Here is a 15944-nt window from a genome sequence, read left to right on the forward strand (position 1 = left end):
GTCAGCGGGGGTAGCAGCCGTTGTCGGCCCGCAGCAGCGCGCCGGTGAGGGTGCGGGAGCCGTCGCCGAGCAGGAACACGCACACGTCGGCCACGTACTCGGGCCGGATGTCCCCGTCCAGCTGCTCCTGTCGCTTGTACTCGGCGTAGCGGTAGTCCGGGATGCGGTCCGCGATGGCGGTGTTCACGATCAGGCCGGGGGAGACCACGTTGACGCGGATGTACGGGGCGAAGTTCATCGCGTTGGACTTGGTGAGGCCGATGACGCCGGCCTTCACCGTCCCGTAGAGCGCGTCCGAGCTGCCGACCTCACCGGCGACCGAGGCCAGGTTGACGATCGCGCCGCGCCGCCGCGCGGGCAGCAGATGGTCGGCGAAGCGCCGCGACAGCCACACGGGGCCTTTCACGTTGACCGCGATGACGCGCTCGATGGTGGCGTCGTCGTACTCCCACACGGGCCGGCCCAGGTACAGGCCCGCGTTGTTCACCAGGGCGTCGGTGTCGGGGTGCGAGGCGAGGACCGCGTCCATGAACGTGTCGCACTCCTCGTGCGAGGCCACGTCGCGGACCTGGGTCTCCAGCGGCCGGCCCTGGTGTTCCTCGGCGAGCTCCTTCAGCCCCGCCTCGTCGATGTCGCAGGTCACGACCGTGCGTCCGGCGTCGAGCAGCCGGCCCACCAGGGCCCGGCCGACGCCGCTCGCGCCGCCGGTGACGATCACCGTGCCTGTGGTCATGTCAGTGCCTCCTTGTGGTCCGGCCGGAGCCGGAAGCTGTCGAGGTGTTCGTAGAACGGGCGGCAGTAACGGGCGAAGTCGCGCAGATGCGGCATGTCCTCGTAGCCGAACCGGTAGTTGCGGCGCGGGGCCCGGATGCCGTCGCTGGCGGAGACATCGGTGTGCCAGCCGCTCCAGGTGGCCCACTCGGGCCGCTCGCCCTGCGACCACCGCAGCGCCTCGGGCCGGAACGGGATGCCGACCGCGTCGCAGTAGGCGGCGATGGTCTGCTCCGGGCGGGTCGCCAGGTCCTCGGCGTTGATGACCAGCGGGGTGCGTCCGGTCAGCTTCCGTACGAAGTCGAAGAGCCGGGCCAGCTGCTCGTATCCGAGCACCTCGCGGGTGACCCCGGGGTGCACCGTGGCATGGGAGAGAACGGCTTCCTCGGGGTCGCGGACCAGGAAGGTGTTGATCTGGCCCAGGAGGTATCGAGGGTCGGCCAGGAGGTGGTCGAGACAGTGGTACGGGAAGTCCTTGTGGAACACGGGGCCCTGGCGCCGGGCGTCCTCCATCATCCGCTTGATCTCCGGATAGGTGAGGGGGTGGCCGGGGCGGGGGTGTTTGTGCGGGATCTCGGCGCGCTTCTCGTGCATGAAGTAGACGTAGGCGAACTCCTCGTGGAACACGGTGAAGTCGCCTCGCTCGATGAAGGACCGCTCCAGGGCCGTGGACATCGAGCGGGGATGGCTCCACAGCGCCACGGACGGCGCGCGCGGGTCGGGTGCGGTCATGGCGGGTGTCACCTCGTGGAGAGGACCAGGGGCCGCGCGGAGGCGGACAGCGTCTGGAACTGATGGGCGATGAAGTCGAGCAGCTTGCGGGTGTTGCCGAGCACTTCGGTGTACGTCGACACGAAGGCGCCGTAGTGGGCGAACTCGTGGGGGGCCATGCCGTGCGGCTCGTAGGCGCGGTGGAACGAGGGCAGCCACATCAGCTTGTCCAGCACCTGCTCCGGGATGTCCGCGGAGATGGCGTCGGGGGTGAAGACCGGTGCCTCCCGGTCGCGGCGCATCACGTCGGCGACGAACCGGGGCTTGCAGGTGTAGGCGATGGCGCCGCCCGCACTGTGTTCGAGATGCATGCTCAGGGTGTCGAAGCCGAGCTTCGGGTCGTCGGCCTCCAGGCTGGACACCAGGGGCTTGACCGGCAGGCCGTGCTCCTCGACCAGGCGGTGGATGCGCTTGAGGATGGCGAGCTCGCCCCAGCGGAGGTCGGTGGGGGTGAGGTCCAGGCCACGGATGGCGGCCTCGTAGCGCAGGTCGGTGTTGGCCCCGAAGCGGCCGATCATATGGGTGAACACGGCGCGCCAGCGACGGGTGTCGACGCCCTCGCGGCGGGCCCGCCGCAGCCCGGCACGGACCGCCTCGGCGTAGGCGAGGAACTGCGGGACCGTGTAGGAGAGTGTGCCGTTGACGGAGATACCGCGGCCCACCACCTCCTGGACGACCTCGTAGCCGGCGGCCGAACCGGGCACCTTCACCATCAGGTTGGGGGCGATCCGGGCGATCCGCAGCGCCTGCTCGGTCATCAGCTCGGCGTTGAACGTCAGCCTTGGGTCCAGCTGTCCCGACACCCAGCCGAACCGGCCGTCGGTCGCCTCCCACATCGGCAGCATGTGCAGCGCCGCCCTTCTGAGGGCCTCCTCGTAGACGTTCCGGAAAACGCCTTCGACGTCCGGGAACGGCTGCCGGGCGATGATCTCCCGGATTTCCCCGCGCCACGGCCCGGGGGTGGCGAGGATGGACTGGGCCACGAGCGAGGGATTGGTGGTGATGCCGCGCACCAGGGAAGTGCCGGGGGCTTCGGGGAGCAGAAAGCGTTCCAGCTCGGCGGACCACCGTGCGTAGGAGTCCCGGTCGGGCGCGTCGGCGAGAAAACGGTCCCGCCAGCGGGGAAAGTCGAGCGGGGAGGAGTCCCACCAGATCTCGGTGCCGGGACTGACCCGTTGCAGTTCTTCGAGAATGAGCGACATACGAGAGGTACCTTCCGATCCGGTCCCCGGAATTCGGGGGAGTCAAGGGCGAGCCGGGCCGAGCGGGCGGACAGCGCACTCACGGGCCGCTGCCGGGGTGCTGACGGGGCTCACGGAACGCGCCGGGCCGGTGCGGGGGCGGGGCGGGCGGGGTGTCACGGAATCCAGGAGGGCGGGCAGCGCGCTCATGGCCGGGAAGGTGACGGCGCCGGCCGCCGCCAGGACATCGGCGGTCCCGCTCTCGGGTGGGGCGTAGCCGAACACCGGCATCCCGGCGGCCACCGCGGCCCGTACCCCGACCAGGCTGTCCTCGACCACCGCGCAGCGGTGGGGAGCCACGCCCAGGTCGGCGGCGGCGTGCAGGAACAGCCCCGGATCGGGCTTCCAGCAGCCGACTTCGTACGCGCTGTAGATCCGGGACGCGAAGAGCGGCAGCAGGCCGGTGAGCCCGAGCGTGTGCCGGATCTTGTCGCGGGGAGCGCTGGACGCGGCGCAGTAGGGGACGGTCAGCCCCTCGACGACGTCGCGCACGCCCGGCACGGGTGTGAGCTCCGCGGTGAAGAGCCGTGCCGCGCGGTCCCGGAAGTCCCGGACGAAGTCCTCCGGAAGGTTCCGGCCGCGGCGCGCCCCCAGCTCGGCCACCCATTCCGCGACCTTGCGGCCGCGAATGAAGGCCAGTGCCTCGGCGGGCGACAGGTCGAATCCGTATTCCGTGCCCATCTCGTGCAGGGCGCGGGCGCTGAGCCGTTCACTGTCGACCAGCACGCCGTCGCAGTCGAAGATGACGAGATTCCGAGCGGGATTCCGTGCCGTCGTGGCTTCCATGACTTCAGGACAGCAGTGCGTCCTTACGATCCGATTCTCGCTCGATAACGAGCCCATGAGACGGATGAAAGGTCGCCAAAGTCGAACAAATCGGACCGATTTGACAGAGTCGTGCGCGATACGGGTCCGGATGTGGATGGCCCGCGCGAGCCGCGGCTACGTTCCAGTCATCCGGGGTTCGTCCGCATGAGAGGAAATCCCATGAAGTTCGGAGTTCTCGGCCCGCTGTCCGTCACGGATTCCGTGACGCCCGCACGCCGTTCGGTGTATTCCGGGAATTCCGGTGACACCGCGAATTCCGCACGGACCGGTGCGCACGACGACCTCCTGCCCTCCCCTCCGAAGACTCGCCAACTGCTCGCCCTGCTGCTCGTGCACGTCGGCACACAGGTCTCGCTCGACACCTGCGTACAGGAGCTGTGGGGGGACGACTCGCCGCGCAGCGCCGTACAGAGCCTGCACACCCGGGTGTTCCACATCCGGCAGGCCCTGGCGAACCTGCCCTCCGTCGGGACGGCGCACGCGGCGAAGCGGATGCTGGAGACCCGGCACCAGGGCTATCTCCTCCACCTCCCTGACGGCGCCCTGGACCTGTATGCGCTGGACGGACACCTGGCCGAGGCCCGGCGCGCCCAGGCCGCCGACGACGATCTGCGGCTCTCCGCCGCGCTGCGCTCGGCGCTCGGCCTGTGGCGGGGCAGGACCCTCGTCGACATCGAGCCCGGCGCTCATATCGCCGCCCAGGCCACCCGGCTCGAAGGGATCCGCATGACGGCTCTGGAGCAGTGCCTGGACGCCGAGCTCCGGCTCGGTCTGCACCACCAACTCCTCTCCGAACTCGGCCACCTGGTCTCCCACCACCCGGTGCACGAGAACCTTCACGCCCAGTACATGCTCGCGCTGTACCGCTCCGGCCGCACGGCCCACGCGCTGGAGGTGTACCGGGGCCTGAGCCGCCACCTCGCCGAGGAACTCGGCATCGAGCCGTCGCACAAGCTGCGCAGCCTCCAGACCGCCGTGCTCACCGACAGCACCACGCTGGACGTGACGCCCCCGGAGAACCTGCGGCTCTCCCTCGATCTGGCGGCCGCCCGATGAGCCGGACCGAGCCCGGGGCGGCCGGACCCGTCACCGCGCCACCACGCCCGCACCCGCGCCCGGTCGCGGCGTCCGAGGCCGTGTCCGAGGCCGAGGCGCGCCGGACACGCCGCGCGCAGAACCGGATCGTGGTCTGCGCCGGCGGTGGCGAAGTGTGCGACGGCTGGGTGCTGGGCGTGGTGGGCGCGGCCATGCCGCTGGCCCGCACCGATCTGTCGCTCGGCACCCTGTCCGCCGGGCTGATCGGCGCGGCGTCCCTGATCGGCATCTTCCTCGGCGGCCTGTGCTTCGGCCCGCTCGCGGACCGGATCGGCCGCCGCCGCATGTACCTCGTCGATCTCGGGATCTTCCTCGTCGGGTCACTGCTCCAACTCGTCGTCGACAGCGGCGCCGAACTCTTCGCCGTACGGCTGCTCATGGGCATCGCCGTGGGCGCCGACTACGCCATCGCCGGGGCCCTGGTAGCGGAGTTCGCGCCCACGCACCGGCGCGGGCGGCTGCTCGCCTCGCTGATCGCTTACTGGTACGCGGGATATGTGCTGGCCACGGTCCTCGGGGCGGCCCTCACCGCGTGGAGCGACGATCCGGGGCTCTGGCGCTGGATCCTGGCCAGCAGCGCGCTGCCCTCCCTCGCGGTCCTGATCGCCCGCACGGGCACCCCCGAGTCGCCGCGCTGGCTGGCCGGGCGGGGCAGGAGGGCCGAGGCCGACGCGGTCTGCCGGCGCTGGCTCGGCACCCGGCTCGACGACCTCGACGAGACCATGGGCCCACCGGCCGGTGGTGCGCGCACCGGGTTCGCCACGCTCTTCTCCCCTGCCTACCGCCGCAGAACGCTGTTCACCAGCGTCTTCTGGCTCTGCCAGGTCACCCCGTTCTTCGCGATCTCCACCTTCGCCCCGCAGGTGTTCGCCTCGCTGGGCGCCGCCGACGACGGTGTCGGTGAGACCGCGCTGAACTGCTTCCTGCTGGTGGGCTGCCTGTGCGGCACGTACCTGATGGACCGCACGGGCCGGCGGCCCCTGCTGATCGTCCCCTTCCTCGTCACCGCGCTCGCCCTGCTCGTGCTCGGACTGTGGCCGCACGGCCCTCAGTGGATGGTCGTGGGCTGCTTCGCGCTGTTCGGGCTGTTCCACGCGGGCTCCAGCACCCTCCAGGCGGTCTACCCCAGCGAGGTGTTCCCCACCGCCGTCCGCGCCACCGGCATCGGCCTCGCCGCCGCCACGAGCAGGATCGGCGCCGCGGCCGGCACCTTCCTCGTGCCGATGGGGCTCCAGGCGTGGGGAGCCGGCGCGGTCATGCTCTGCGGCGCCGCGCTCTCCCTCGCCGGCGCCGCGGTCTCCGCGGCCTGGGCCCCCGAGACCAGCGGGCTGGAACTGGCCGCGGCGAGCACCCCGGACGAGGGCCGGGCGCACGCAGCCATGTGAGACCGGGCCCATGACCCATGACCCATGACCCATGCCCCATGACCCAGTTCCCATGACCAAGGACCGAAAGGAGCAAGACACGCCATGTCCCGTCGTCTGTTCACCTCGGAGTCCGTGACCGAAGGTCATCCCGACAAGATCGCGGACCAGATCAGCGACACGATTCTCGACGCGCTCCTGCGCGAGGACCCGGCGTCCCGGGTCGCCGTCGAGACACTGATCACGACCGGCCTGGTCCTGGTGGCCGGCGAGGTCACCACGAACGCCTACGCGCCGATCCCGCAACTCGTCCGCGAGAAGATCCTGGAGATCGGCTACGACTCCTCGAAGAAGGGCTTCGACGGGGCCTCCTGCGGCGTGTCGGTGTCGATCGGCGCGCAGTCCCCGGACATCGCCCTCGGCGTCGACACCGGCGGCGCGGGCGACCAGGGCCTGATGTTCGGCTACGCGACCGACGAGACCCCGGAACTGATGCCGCTGCCCGTCCATCTCGCGCACCGGCTGGCCAGGCGCCTGTCCGAGGTCCGCCGGAACAGGACGGTCCCCTACCTCCGCCCCGACGGCAAGACCCAGGTCACCATCGAGTACGACGGCGACCGGCCGGCGCGCCTGGACACCGTCGTGGTGTCGTCCCAGCACGCCTCCGACATCGACCTCGACGCGCTGCTCACCCCGGACATCCGTGAACACGTCGTGGACCATGTGCTGGCGGGGCTGGCCGAGGACGGCATCAAGCTGGACACCGAGGACTACCGGCTGCTGGTGAACCCGACCGGCCGGTTCGAGATCGGCGGTCCGATGGGCGACGCAGGCCTGACCGGCCGCAAGATCATCATCGACACCTACGGCGGCATGGCCCGCCACGGCGGCGGCGCCTTCTCCGGCAAGGACCCCTCCAAGGTCGACCGCTCGGCGGCGTACGCGATGCGCTGGGTGGCGAAGAACGTGGTCGCGGCCGGCCTGGCCACGCGCTGCGAGGTGCAGGTGGCCTACGCGATCGGCAAGGCCGAGCCGGTCGGCCTGTTCGTGGAGACCTTCGGCACCCACACGGTGCCCACCGCCAGGATCGAGAACGCCATCAGGGCGGTGTTCGACCTGCGCCCGGCCGCGATCATCCGCGACCTCGACCTGCTCCGCCCCATCTACGCCCAGACCGCCGCCTACGGCCACTTCGGCCGCGAGCTGCCCGAGTTCACATGGGAGCGCACCGACCGGGTGGACGCCCTGCGCGGCCATGCGCACGGCACCTGGTGATCCGCCATGACGCAGAGAAGGTCCGGGAGCTCCGCGCGGCCCGCGAGCCCCGTCCTGAGCGGCCTCGCCGCGGAGGGGGTGTCCGTCTGGCTCGACGGGCTCACCAGATCCGCGCTCGCCGACGGGTCGTTCGCGACCTGGGTACGCGGCGGGGCGGTGACCGGGGCGGTGCTGTCCGCGGCGCCGGTGCTGCGGGAGGTCCGGGCGCGTACGGGGCACCCGTACCGCGAACAGATCGACACGCTCGCCCGCCGCCGCACGGCACCGGAGGCGATCGTGCGGGCCCTGTTCTCGCACGACGCCCGCTGGGCGTGCGACCTGCTCGCCCCCGTGCACGCGGCGGCCGACGGGCTCGACGGCTGGGTGTGCGTGGACCTGCCCCAGGACACCGGCCGTGACACGCCCTCGGCCCTCGCCGCGGCGAAGTCGCTCGCCCGCGTGGTCAACCGCCCCAACCTGCTGATTCGGGTGCCCGCCACCGACGCCGGGACCGACCTGGTGAGTGTCTGCGCGGCCGAGGGCATCGGCGTCAACGCGGCCCTCGTCCACTCGGTGGACCGCTACACCGACGTCCTGGACGCCTACTGGCAGGGGCTGGAGCACGCGCTGCGCACGGGACGGGACCTCTCCCGCCACGTCTGCGTCGTGACCGTCGAAGTGGCCGACGTGGAGCGGGCCGTCGACCGGGCTCTGGCGAGGAGCCCCGGGGGGAACGCCGCCGGCCCGCTGCGCGGCCGCACCGCGCTCGCCCTCGCGCGTGGCGTGTACGACATCCACGAGCGCGCCCTGGACAGCGGCCGCTGGGGCGCGCTGCGCCGGGCGGGGGCGCGCCCGTACCGCATCGGGTGGTCCGGCGCCGACGCGGAGCGGCCCGCGGCCGACCTCGACACGGCCGGGCGGATCCGGCACGTCGAGGAGATCGTGGCCTGGCGGACCGCCCATCTGCTGGCCCCCGGCATCCTGACCGAGGTCGCCGCGCGCGCCGCGCCGGACGGTGACTCGCTCACCGGAGAGGGCCCCACGGCGCGGGAGTTCCGGGCGCTCCTGCGGCAGCGCGGCGTGGCCGTGGACCGGCTGGCCGGCGAGCTCACCGAGCACCGCGTACGGCGGCTGCGGCGGCACGGCGACGGCCTGCTCGCCGCCGTCCGCGAGACGCCTTCGGTCAGGGCGTACGGCTGACCAGCGGACCCGGGCGGTCCGCGGTCTCCGTCCGCCGGCCCGGGAACGCGCCGCCCACCAGGGCGAGCAGCGGCGCCGCCTTGACCGCGGTCTCCTCGTACTCGGCCGCCGGGTCGGACAGCGCGGTGATCGCGCCGCCGACGCCGTAGCGCACCCGGTCCGGTGCGACCACCGCCGTACGGATCACGATGCTCAGGTCGGCGGCGCCCAGCAGGGAGAAGTAGCCAATGGCCCCGGAGTACAACCCGCGGGCCCCGCCCTCCAGTTCGTCGAGGATCCGCATGGTGCGCTCCTTCGGCGCGCCGGTCATCGAGCCGCCGGGAAACGCGGCGCGGACGCAGCCCACCGGGCCGCACTCCGGCCGCAGTGTGGCGCGGACCGTGCTCACCAGCTGGTGCGCCGTCGCGTAGGTCTCGACCGAGAACACCTCGCGGGCCTCGACCGAGCCGATCTCCGCGCATCGCCCGAGGTCGTTGCGCACCAGATCCACGATCATCAGGTTCTCCGCCCGCTCCTTCTCGTCCCTCCGCAGTTCCTCGGCGAGGGCCCGGTCCCGCTCGGGCGAATCGCCGCGCGGCCGGGTGCCCTTGATCGGCCTCGACTCCGCCGTGCCGTCCGGGCCCACCCGCAGAAAGCGCTCGGGCGAGCTGCTGAGCACGGACAGGTCGCCGAACCGCAGAAAGGCCGCGTGGGCTCCGGGGCTCGCCGCGCGCAGCCGGCGGTACCCCTCCCACGGGTCGAGCCGCACCCGCACCTCGGCCATGTTGGTCAGACAGATCTCGTACGACTCGCCGGCGCGGATCAGCTCCTGGCAGCGCTCGATGAGGGCGAGGTAGGCGTCGCGGTCGTGGCGCAGGGTGATCTCCGCGAAACCGCCGGCGGGCGCCGGCCGCGGCGGCGGCATGGGCGGCGCGGCGGCGAGGCCGGCCAGCCGCTCCCCGGTGTCGCGCAGCCACGCCGCGGCCTCGGCCGCGTCGCCCTCGGGCGCCAGCGCCAGCAGATAGGTGGTGCCCTCACGGTGGTCGAACACCACGGCCCGGTCGGCGAAGACCATCGCGGCGTCGGGCTCCGGCGACTGGTGCGCCGCCTCGCCCCCGCACTCCGCCTTGAGTCCGTAACCGAGGCAGCCCACCCAGCCCAGGGCGAACCCGAACGGCAGGCGGGGCGGCGCCGTGACCGCCATGGACCGCAGATCCTGATCGAGCCAGTCCAGGAAGCCGCCCGTGACGACGGTGTCCCCGCCGTCGGCCGAGCGCACGCGCACCGTGCGGCTGCCGACGTCCGCGGTGACGACCCGGGCGAGCGGCCCGGAGGCGTCCCCCATGAACGAGAAGCGGCCGCCGAGCGCGTCGTCGGTGCGGCTGCTGTCGAGCCAGAACGACTCCGGGCTGTCCGCGTACAGCGCCGCGAACACGGCCTCGTCGCTCCATCGGGTCGGCAACCGGCGCAGGTGCACCTCGAGCCGTCGGCGTATCACGGCTGCGCGCGGGCGCGGCGCCGCCCGGCGGGCCGGGGCCGCGCGCCGCGCCCGGCCGGCCTCCGGTCCGAGGAAGTTCTCCAGCAGCCGCAGGCCGTGCTCGGTTCCCACCGACTCGGGGTGGAACTGCACTCCCCACAGCGGCCGTTCCCGGTGCCGCAGCCCCATCAGCACACCGTCCGCCGTCCAGGCCGTCGCCTCGAAGCCGTCCGGCAGGTCGGTCACGGCCAGCGAGTGGTACCGCACCGCGTCGAACGGGCTCGGCACCCCGGCGAACACGCCCTCCCCGGTGTGGTGCACCGACGACACCCGCCCGTGCCACGGCTCCGGTGCCCGGCCCACCACGGCGCCGCCCGCCAGGGCCACCCCCTGGTGTCCCAGGCACACGCCGAGCAGCGGGACGTCCACATCGCCGTGCAGGACGGCCCCGACCACCTCCCGGCAGATGCCGAAGTCGGCGGGGCGGCCCGGGTGTCCGGGGCCGGGGGAGATGACGACCCGGTCGAACGACGCGAGATCGGCCGTCCGCCAGAGCGGGTCGTCATGGGTGACGACCACCGGCTCCCGGCCGGAGACCCGGGCCAGATCGTGGAAGAGGTTGTACGTGAACGAGTCGTGGTTGTCGATCAGCAGCGTACGCATGCGTGCCCAGCCTCCCGAGTGCCGTGTCGTGTGCGGTTCTTCGCTCTCACACCCGGACGAGCCGGCGGTTCCGGCCGCGCGCCGGGCGAGTGGTCGCCGGGCGGATCTCCAGCAGCACATGCCGTATCGGATCGGTGCCCTCCAGCACGGTGCGGCTGCGCACCGTGCGCAGCTCGCGGCCGCACTCCGCCGCGATGCTCCGCAGGGCGTCCGGCTCGCCGCGATCGCAGAAGTGCAGCAGCGCCCTGCCGCCCTCGGTGAGATGGTCCGTCACCTCCGACAGATAGCGACGGTGGGCCTGGTAGCCCGGGTCCACATACGCGCGCTCGTGCATCGACCCGTAGGCGTAGTCCTCGGGCGCCCGCACATAGTTGGAGCTCCAGAAGATCCGGTCGAACCGCCGGCCCCCCAGCGCCGAGAACAGATCGCTGCACACCGCCGTCACCCGGTCCTCGACGCCGTGCCGCGCCGCGTTGACGCGGGCGTTCTCCACGGCGAGCGGGTTGATGTCCGCTGCCACCACAGTGGCGTGGCCGCCGAGCGCGGCCTGCACCGAGATCACACCGCTGCCGCACCCGATCTCCAGCAGCGACCCGCCGGCCGACGCCTTCCGTTGCGGCAGCGGGGTACCCAGGCCGAGGAAGTCCGCGGCGACGCCGGTCGAGGGCGAGTACGGCGGGGCGAACACATCGTCCAGCAGCTCCCACTCGCGGCCCAGCATGGTGAACTCACGGGGGCGGTCAGGCCGGGTCCGCGAGGCGCGGCTGCGCTCCAGCGACCGGATGTGACTGCGGATCCCGCGGGTGTCCTGTCCGTACTGCATCGAAAACCCCTCCTGACTCGGCCGCGGTTCGCGGACCGCTCGATGAGCCGTTCCCCTTTCACCTTTCTCGGCACCCGCGTGGCCGAGGAAGGTGATCCGGGGACAGAGCTGAGGATTTCGGTGGTGAGATCACCACACTGCGCGCAAGTGACCTGCGTTACATTGAGGAGAAGCTGCGAGACACGGGGAAAGCGTTCTTCTACGCCGCGCGATCCGCGGGGCGACATCATCAACGGGGTGAGTGGGGAGGCGCGACGTGCGGCCAGCCGACCGGGGGCTGCCGGGGCCCGAGTCCGAGACCGATGCCGTGCTCGCCCTGCTCGAACTCCTCGCCGGTGAGGCGCCACCCGACCGCATCCAGCAGGTGTCCCGCGGCCACGCGAGGACGGAGCGGCTGGAGCGCGCCGAGCGCCTCGCACACGAGGTCCACGCCCACTTCGCGCGCAGACAGCAGCGCGAGGCCGAGCTGTCCGCCCTCGTGGACATCGCGCGGGACCTGACGCTCCCGTACGACCTCGACGCCCTGCTGCGGACCATCACCCGCCGCACCCGCACCCTGCTCAAGATGGACATGTCCTATGTGAGCTTCCGGGACCGCGAGCGGGGCGACAGCTATGTGCGGACGGCCGACGGCCACGCCTCCGCCCTCACCGTCGGCTACCGCGTGCCGAGCGACGCCGGGGTGGGCGAGGAGGCCACCGAGAAGAGCGTGCCGATCTGGACCCCCGACTACCTGGCGGACGACGGGATCCGGCACACCGCCGTCCTCGACGAGGTGGTGCGGGCGGAGGGCCTGCGCGCGATCATCGCCGCACCGCTGACCTACGGGGCGGAGACCTTCGGCGTGCTGTACGCGGCCGACCGCAACATACGGCACTTCAGTGTCGGCGAGGTGGCGCTGATGAGCTCGCTGGGCGACCTGGCCGCCCTGGCCATAGAGAAGACCCGGACGCTTGAGCGCCGTCACTCGGACGTCGAGGACCTCACGGAGTTCCGCAGCTTCGGCGAGGTGCACAGCAGGCTCATCGACCTGGCCCTCGCGGGCGTCGACCTGGACACCCTGCTCACCGAAGTGGCGACGGCCTTCGACGGGGCCGCGGAGGTCAGGGACACCGAGCACCGGCGGCTGGCCACGGTCGGCGAACTGCCCCCGGTGGACGAGGCAGAGGTGCCGCACGCGGCCGGCACGGCGTACGGGAACCCGTCGCCGGTGCCCACCCCCGTCCGGGTCGCCGCCGCCTCGTCCACCTGGCTCGCCCCGGTCACCGCGGGCGACGAGGAGCTCGCCGAGCTGCGGCTGCGCCCGGGCGAGCCGCTGAACGAGGCGGGCGTACGACGGCTGCGGCTCGCGGCGCAGGCCGTGGCCGTCCTGCTCCAGGTGCAGCGCGGCGAGGAGGCGGCCGCGGGGCCGTTCCGCGACGAGCTGTTCGAGGACCTCCTCGCGGTGACCCGGCGCCCGCTCAAGCAACTCGCCCTGCGCGCCGCCCGGTTGGGACTCGACCCCGAGCAGCCCGCGGTCGTGGTCGTGGTGCGCCCCGAGGGCGGCACCACCGGGCGCGCGGTGGGCTGGGCCGCCTCGTACGCGCGGCGCAAGGGCGGGCTGCGCAGCGTGCAGAACGGCTGCATCTCCCTGCTGCTGCCGGTGCCCGCCGACGACCCCGCGGAAGCCGCGGGCCACTGCGCCCGCGCCGTGTCCGAGGAGCTCTCCCGGCACCTCGGCGACCCCGTCACCGTCGGCGCGGGCGGACCGGTCCGCGGACTCGAGCTGATCCGGGAGGCGCACGCCGAGGCGACCCGCTGCCTGGACGCGCTGCTCGCGCTCGGCAACATCGGGTCCGCGGCCTGCGTGCGCGACCTCGGTTTCCTCGGGATGCTGCTCTCCGACGACAGCGACGCCAACACCTTCGTCATGGCGACCATCGGCCCCGTCCTCGAGTACGACGCACAGCGGCTGACGGAGCTGACCCGGACCCTCGACACCTACTTCGCCGCCGGGGGCAGCCCGACCAACGCCGCGGAGCAACTGCATGTGCACCCCAACACGGTCTCGCGCCGCCTGGAGCGGGTGGCGGCGCTGCTCGGCCCCGACTGGTCGCGTCCGGACCGGGCGCTGGAGATGCAGCTCGCGCTGCGGCTCCACCACACCCGTCATGTGCTGCGCCGCAGACACCGCACGGACCGGACGGCCTCGACGGCGACCGAGGACAGCGCCACGACGGCCTCATCTGCCTCGCCGCCCGAGCGTCAGGCCGCGGACCTGACGCGGGACACCGGGGCGACGGGCGGGGCGAGGGACGGGGAGGACGGTGCCGCGGCCCGCAGCGACAGGATCGTGTAGGCGCAGGACGCCAGCGTCATATGGCGGTGCCAGCCCGCCAGGGACCGGCCCTCGAAGTCGCGCAGCCCCACCGCCGCGCCCCGGGTCCGCCAGCCCTCCGCCACCCGGTGCGGCAGCCGGGTCAGCGACCACAGCGCGCCCGGAGACACGGTGCCCATGTTGGTGAGCCACACTTCCGACGGCCCGGGCGGTGACCCGGCCACCGCCGTCCCGTCCCACACGCCGAACAGCACCAGCGGCTCCTGCGCGAGGCCGACGCCCGGGAGCCGCACCCGGGCCGTCACCACGCTGCCCGGTCCCCGCCCACCGGTGACGGGCGTCGCCCGAAGCCGCCGGGCCGTCGCCAGAATCCGCCGCGCGGGGACGGCCCGCCGTCCCGCCCCGGCCACCGTCGGCCGCACCGGCGTCAGCGGCAGACCACCGCCGATCCGGACCGCCAGCGGACATCCCTCGCGCAGATGGCGCGACACCAGGGCGGGCGCCTCCGGCACATCCCCGACGTCCAGCAGCACCGGGCGCCGCGGATCCCCCCAGCGGCGGACGTCGGCCAGCAGCCCCGAGACCCCCTCGTCGCCGGAGCTCCGCTCCCGGCCCCAGCGACCCGTCAGCCGCATCCGCCAGCTGACCGGCACAGCCGCCTCCCGCGACGCGAACCAGATCCCGTAGGCCTGCTGACCGTTGACCACGTGCTCGGCGTCCGCGGAGAAGTGCCGGCCCACCCCGACGCTGTGCTCGCCGGCCTTGGGGATCGAGACCGGCCTGACCACCCACACCGCGCTCCGGGCGCGCTGCTCAAGCGTGCGGGTGAGGGCGCTGCGCAGGGGGTCCCAGTTCCACCGCGAGTCGCTGACGAAGTGGTGCAGCCGCTGCTCGTCGCCCGGGCCGCCGACGGCCGCCGCGATGTTCGCGATGGACTTGCGCCCCGGAGCGCTGAGCAGTCCGTCGACGTACTGCCGGGCGCGGATACGCTGGTCGTAACGGCGGAACCCGGTGAACAGGGCCGCGCAGAGGTCGGGCGTGATGTCCTTCATACCTCACCAGGCTTCGCGCCCGGCGTGCCGCGCACGAGGTGCGAGCGGTACACGGCGGCACGGCAGGGGTGGTGGCCCCGCCACCGTCACCGCCCCCGCGACGGCCGGAGAACCCGCCCGAACCGCCCACGCCCCGGTGACCGGGCCACCACCCCTGCCTCACGGCCCCTCCGGGAGACCCCGTTCACGACTCCTTGAGGAAGGCGAGCAGCGCGCCCAGCAACCCCGCGGGCGCGTCCAGCGGCACCAGGTGGCCGGCTTCGGGGATCGGCCGCAGCCGTGCGCCGGGGATCAGCGAGGCCAGTTCCTCGCCCTTGGCGAAGGGGATCCAGGTGTCCTCGGTGCCCCAGCACACCGTCACCGGCAGCCGCATCGTGGGATACGCGCCCTGGATCTCATCGGTGTAGCGCTGGTCCGCCTGCGCGATCTGCCGGTAGAAGGCGGCCTGCCCCTCCTCGCCCGCCCAGGGCGCGACGAGCGCCTCCAACGTGTCCGGGCGCAGCCCCCGGTGGCTCGCCGAGCCGATGTACTCCCGCACCAGGGCCCGGTGCAGCGCTCCCGGCAGCTGTTCGAAGACCTCCGTGTTCTCGCCGACCAGCCGGAAGAAGGGCGATCCCCACGGGGCCAGCGCCACCGGATCGACCAGTGCGAGCCGCCGATAGCCGGACTTGTGCAGCAGATGGGCGCGCAGCGCCACGCAGCCGCCGAAGTCATGCGCGACCACGGACGGTTCGTCCAGCCCCCAGTGCGCGAGGAGTTCGGCGAACACCTCGCCCTGGGCCCGCAGCGAGACGTCCTGCCCGGCGTACTGGTCGGAGCTTCCATAGCCCGCCATGTCCCAGATCAGGACCCGGTATCCCTCGGCGGCGAGCGCGGGGGCGATCTCGTGCCACACGTACGACGAGAAGGGCGTCCCGTGCAGCAGCACGACCGGCTCCCCGCCCGCCTCTCCGTACTCATCCCACCGGACGGTCCCCGACGCGGTCCGCAGACCCTCCCGCAACTGCCAGGCGCACAAGATCCCGGCTCCTTTCTCACGTTCCGAGCGTAGGTACTCGCGCCGGCCCGGTGCCGCGGGCGGGCGCCGTGCCAGTCTGCCCGCGATCCGG

General features: G+C 72.8%; 13 protein-coding genes. 5 read left to right on the forward strand and 8 right to left on the reverse strand.

Translation table 11 applies throughout. The features are described 5' to 3' along the window. Nucleotide 1 precedes the first annotated feature (1 nt). From ACZ4WQ_RS09285 to ACZ4WQ_RS09300, 4 genes are read right to left on the reverse strand one after another with little or no spacing between them, the layout of a single operon-like run. Nucleotides 2-733 (reverse strand): SDR family NAD(P)-dependent oxidoreductase, encoded by a 732-nt coding sequence (locus ACZ4WQ_RS09285; RefSeq protein WP_385337511.1) that lies wholly within the window; start codon nt 731-733, stop codon nt 2-4. After that, a complete protein-coding gene (locus tag ACZ4WQ_RS09290; RefSeq protein WP_311723341.1) occupies nt 730-1503 on the reverse strand; it encodes a sulfotransferase-like domain-containing protein in 774 nt (257 codons plus the stop codon). The genes ACZ4WQ_RS09285 and ACZ4WQ_RS09290 overlap by 4 nt, the downstream gene beginning before the upstream one ends. Nucleotides 1504-1511: 8 nt before the next feature. Further along, complete coding sequence (locus ACZ4WQ_RS09295) at nt 1512-2744, reverse strand: transaldolase family protein (protein ID WP_398374377.1); 1233 nt, start codon at nt 2742-2744, stop codon at nt 1512-1514. A 42-nt stretch (nt 2745-2786) separates the two neighbouring features. Continuing rightward, nucleotides 2787-3569, reverse strand: coding sequence for an HAD family hydrolase (locus tag ACZ4WQ_RS09300; RefSeq protein WP_311723339.1), 783 nt, complete (start codon nt 3567-3569; stop codon nt 2787-2789). A 201-nt stretch (nt 3570-3770) separates the two neighbouring features. On the opposite strand from ACZ4WQ_RS09300, the gene ACZ4WQ_RS09305 reads away from it, so the two are divergent. From ACZ4WQ_RS09305 to ACZ4WQ_RS09320, 4 genes are all read left to right on the forward strand, one after another. Continuing rightward, nucleotides 3771-4667, forward strand: coding sequence for an AfsR/SARP family transcriptional regulator (locus tag ACZ4WQ_RS09305; RefSeq protein WP_398374378.1), 897 nt, complete (start codon nt 3771-3773; stop codon nt 4665-4667). Next, nucleotides 4664-6091: an MFS transporter gene (locus tag ACZ4WQ_RS09310; RefSeq protein WP_398374379.1), complete on the forward strand. Its 1428-nt coding sequence runs from the start codon at nt 4664-4666 to the stop codon at nt 6089-6091. Before ACZ4WQ_RS09305 ends, ACZ4WQ_RS09310 begins: the two co-directional genes overlap by 4 nt. Before the next feature lie 84 nt (nt 6092-6175). After that, complete coding sequence (gene metK / locus ACZ4WQ_RS09315) at nt 6176-7345, forward strand: methionine adenosyltransferase (protein ID WP_361186391.1); 1170 nt, start codon at nt 6176-6178, stop codon at nt 7343-7345. 6 nt (nt 7346-7351) lie between these two features. Then, nucleotides 7352-8524, forward strand: a complete 1173-nt coding sequence (locus ACZ4WQ_RS09320; RefSeq protein ID WP_311723335.1) for a transaldolase family protein — start codon at nt 7352-7354, stop codon at nt 8522-8524. Here ACZ4WQ_RS09320 and pabB read toward each other — a convergent pair. Together pabB and ACZ4WQ_RS09330 are read right to left on the reverse strand one after the other, a co-directional pair. Then, complete coding sequence (gene pabB, locus ACZ4WQ_RS09325; protein ID WP_398374381.1) at nt 8508-10643, reverse strand: aminodeoxychorismate synthase component I; 2136 nt, start codon at nt 10641-10643, stop codon at nt 8508-8510. The two genes, ACZ4WQ_RS09320 and pabB, sit on opposite strands and share 17 nt — an antisense overlap. 46 nt (nt 10644-10689) lie before the next feature. Further along, nucleotides 10690-11466 carry a 50S ribosomal protein L11 methyltransferase gene (locus ACZ4WQ_RS09330; RefSeq protein WP_398374382.1) on the reverse strand — a complete coding sequence of 259 codons (777 nt, stop codon included), beginning with the start codon at nt 11464-11466 and terminating at the stop codon, nt 10690-10692. A gap of 256 nt (nt 11467-11722) precedes the next feature. On the opposite strand from ACZ4WQ_RS09330, the gene ACZ4WQ_RS09335 reads away from it, so the two are divergent. Continuing rightward, a complete protein-coding gene (locus ACZ4WQ_RS09335) occupies nt 11723-13804 on the forward strand; it encodes a helix-turn-helix domain-containing protein (RefSeq protein ID WP_398374383.1) in 2082 nt (693 codons plus the stop codon). Here ACZ4WQ_RS09335 and ACZ4WQ_RS09340 read toward each other — a convergent pair. Continuing rightward, complete coding sequence (locus ACZ4WQ_RS09340) at nt 13711-14835, reverse strand: IS701 family transposase (RefSeq protein WP_398374385.1); 1125 nt, start codon at nt 14833-14835, stop codon at nt 13711-13713. The two genes, ACZ4WQ_RS09335 and ACZ4WQ_RS09340, sit on opposite strands and share 94 nt — an antisense overlap. Nucleotides 14836-15019: 184 nt before the next feature. After that, nucleotides 15020-15853 carry an alpha/beta fold hydrolase gene (locus ACZ4WQ_RS09345; RefSeq protein WP_398374386.1) on the reverse strand — a complete coding sequence of 278 codons (834 nt, stop codon included), beginning with the start codon at nt 15851-15853 and terminating at the stop codon, nt 15020-15022. Between the last annotated feature and the right edge of the window lie 91 nt (nt 15854-15944).

The organism is Streptomyces sp. NPDC028305 (assembly GCF_055569495.1).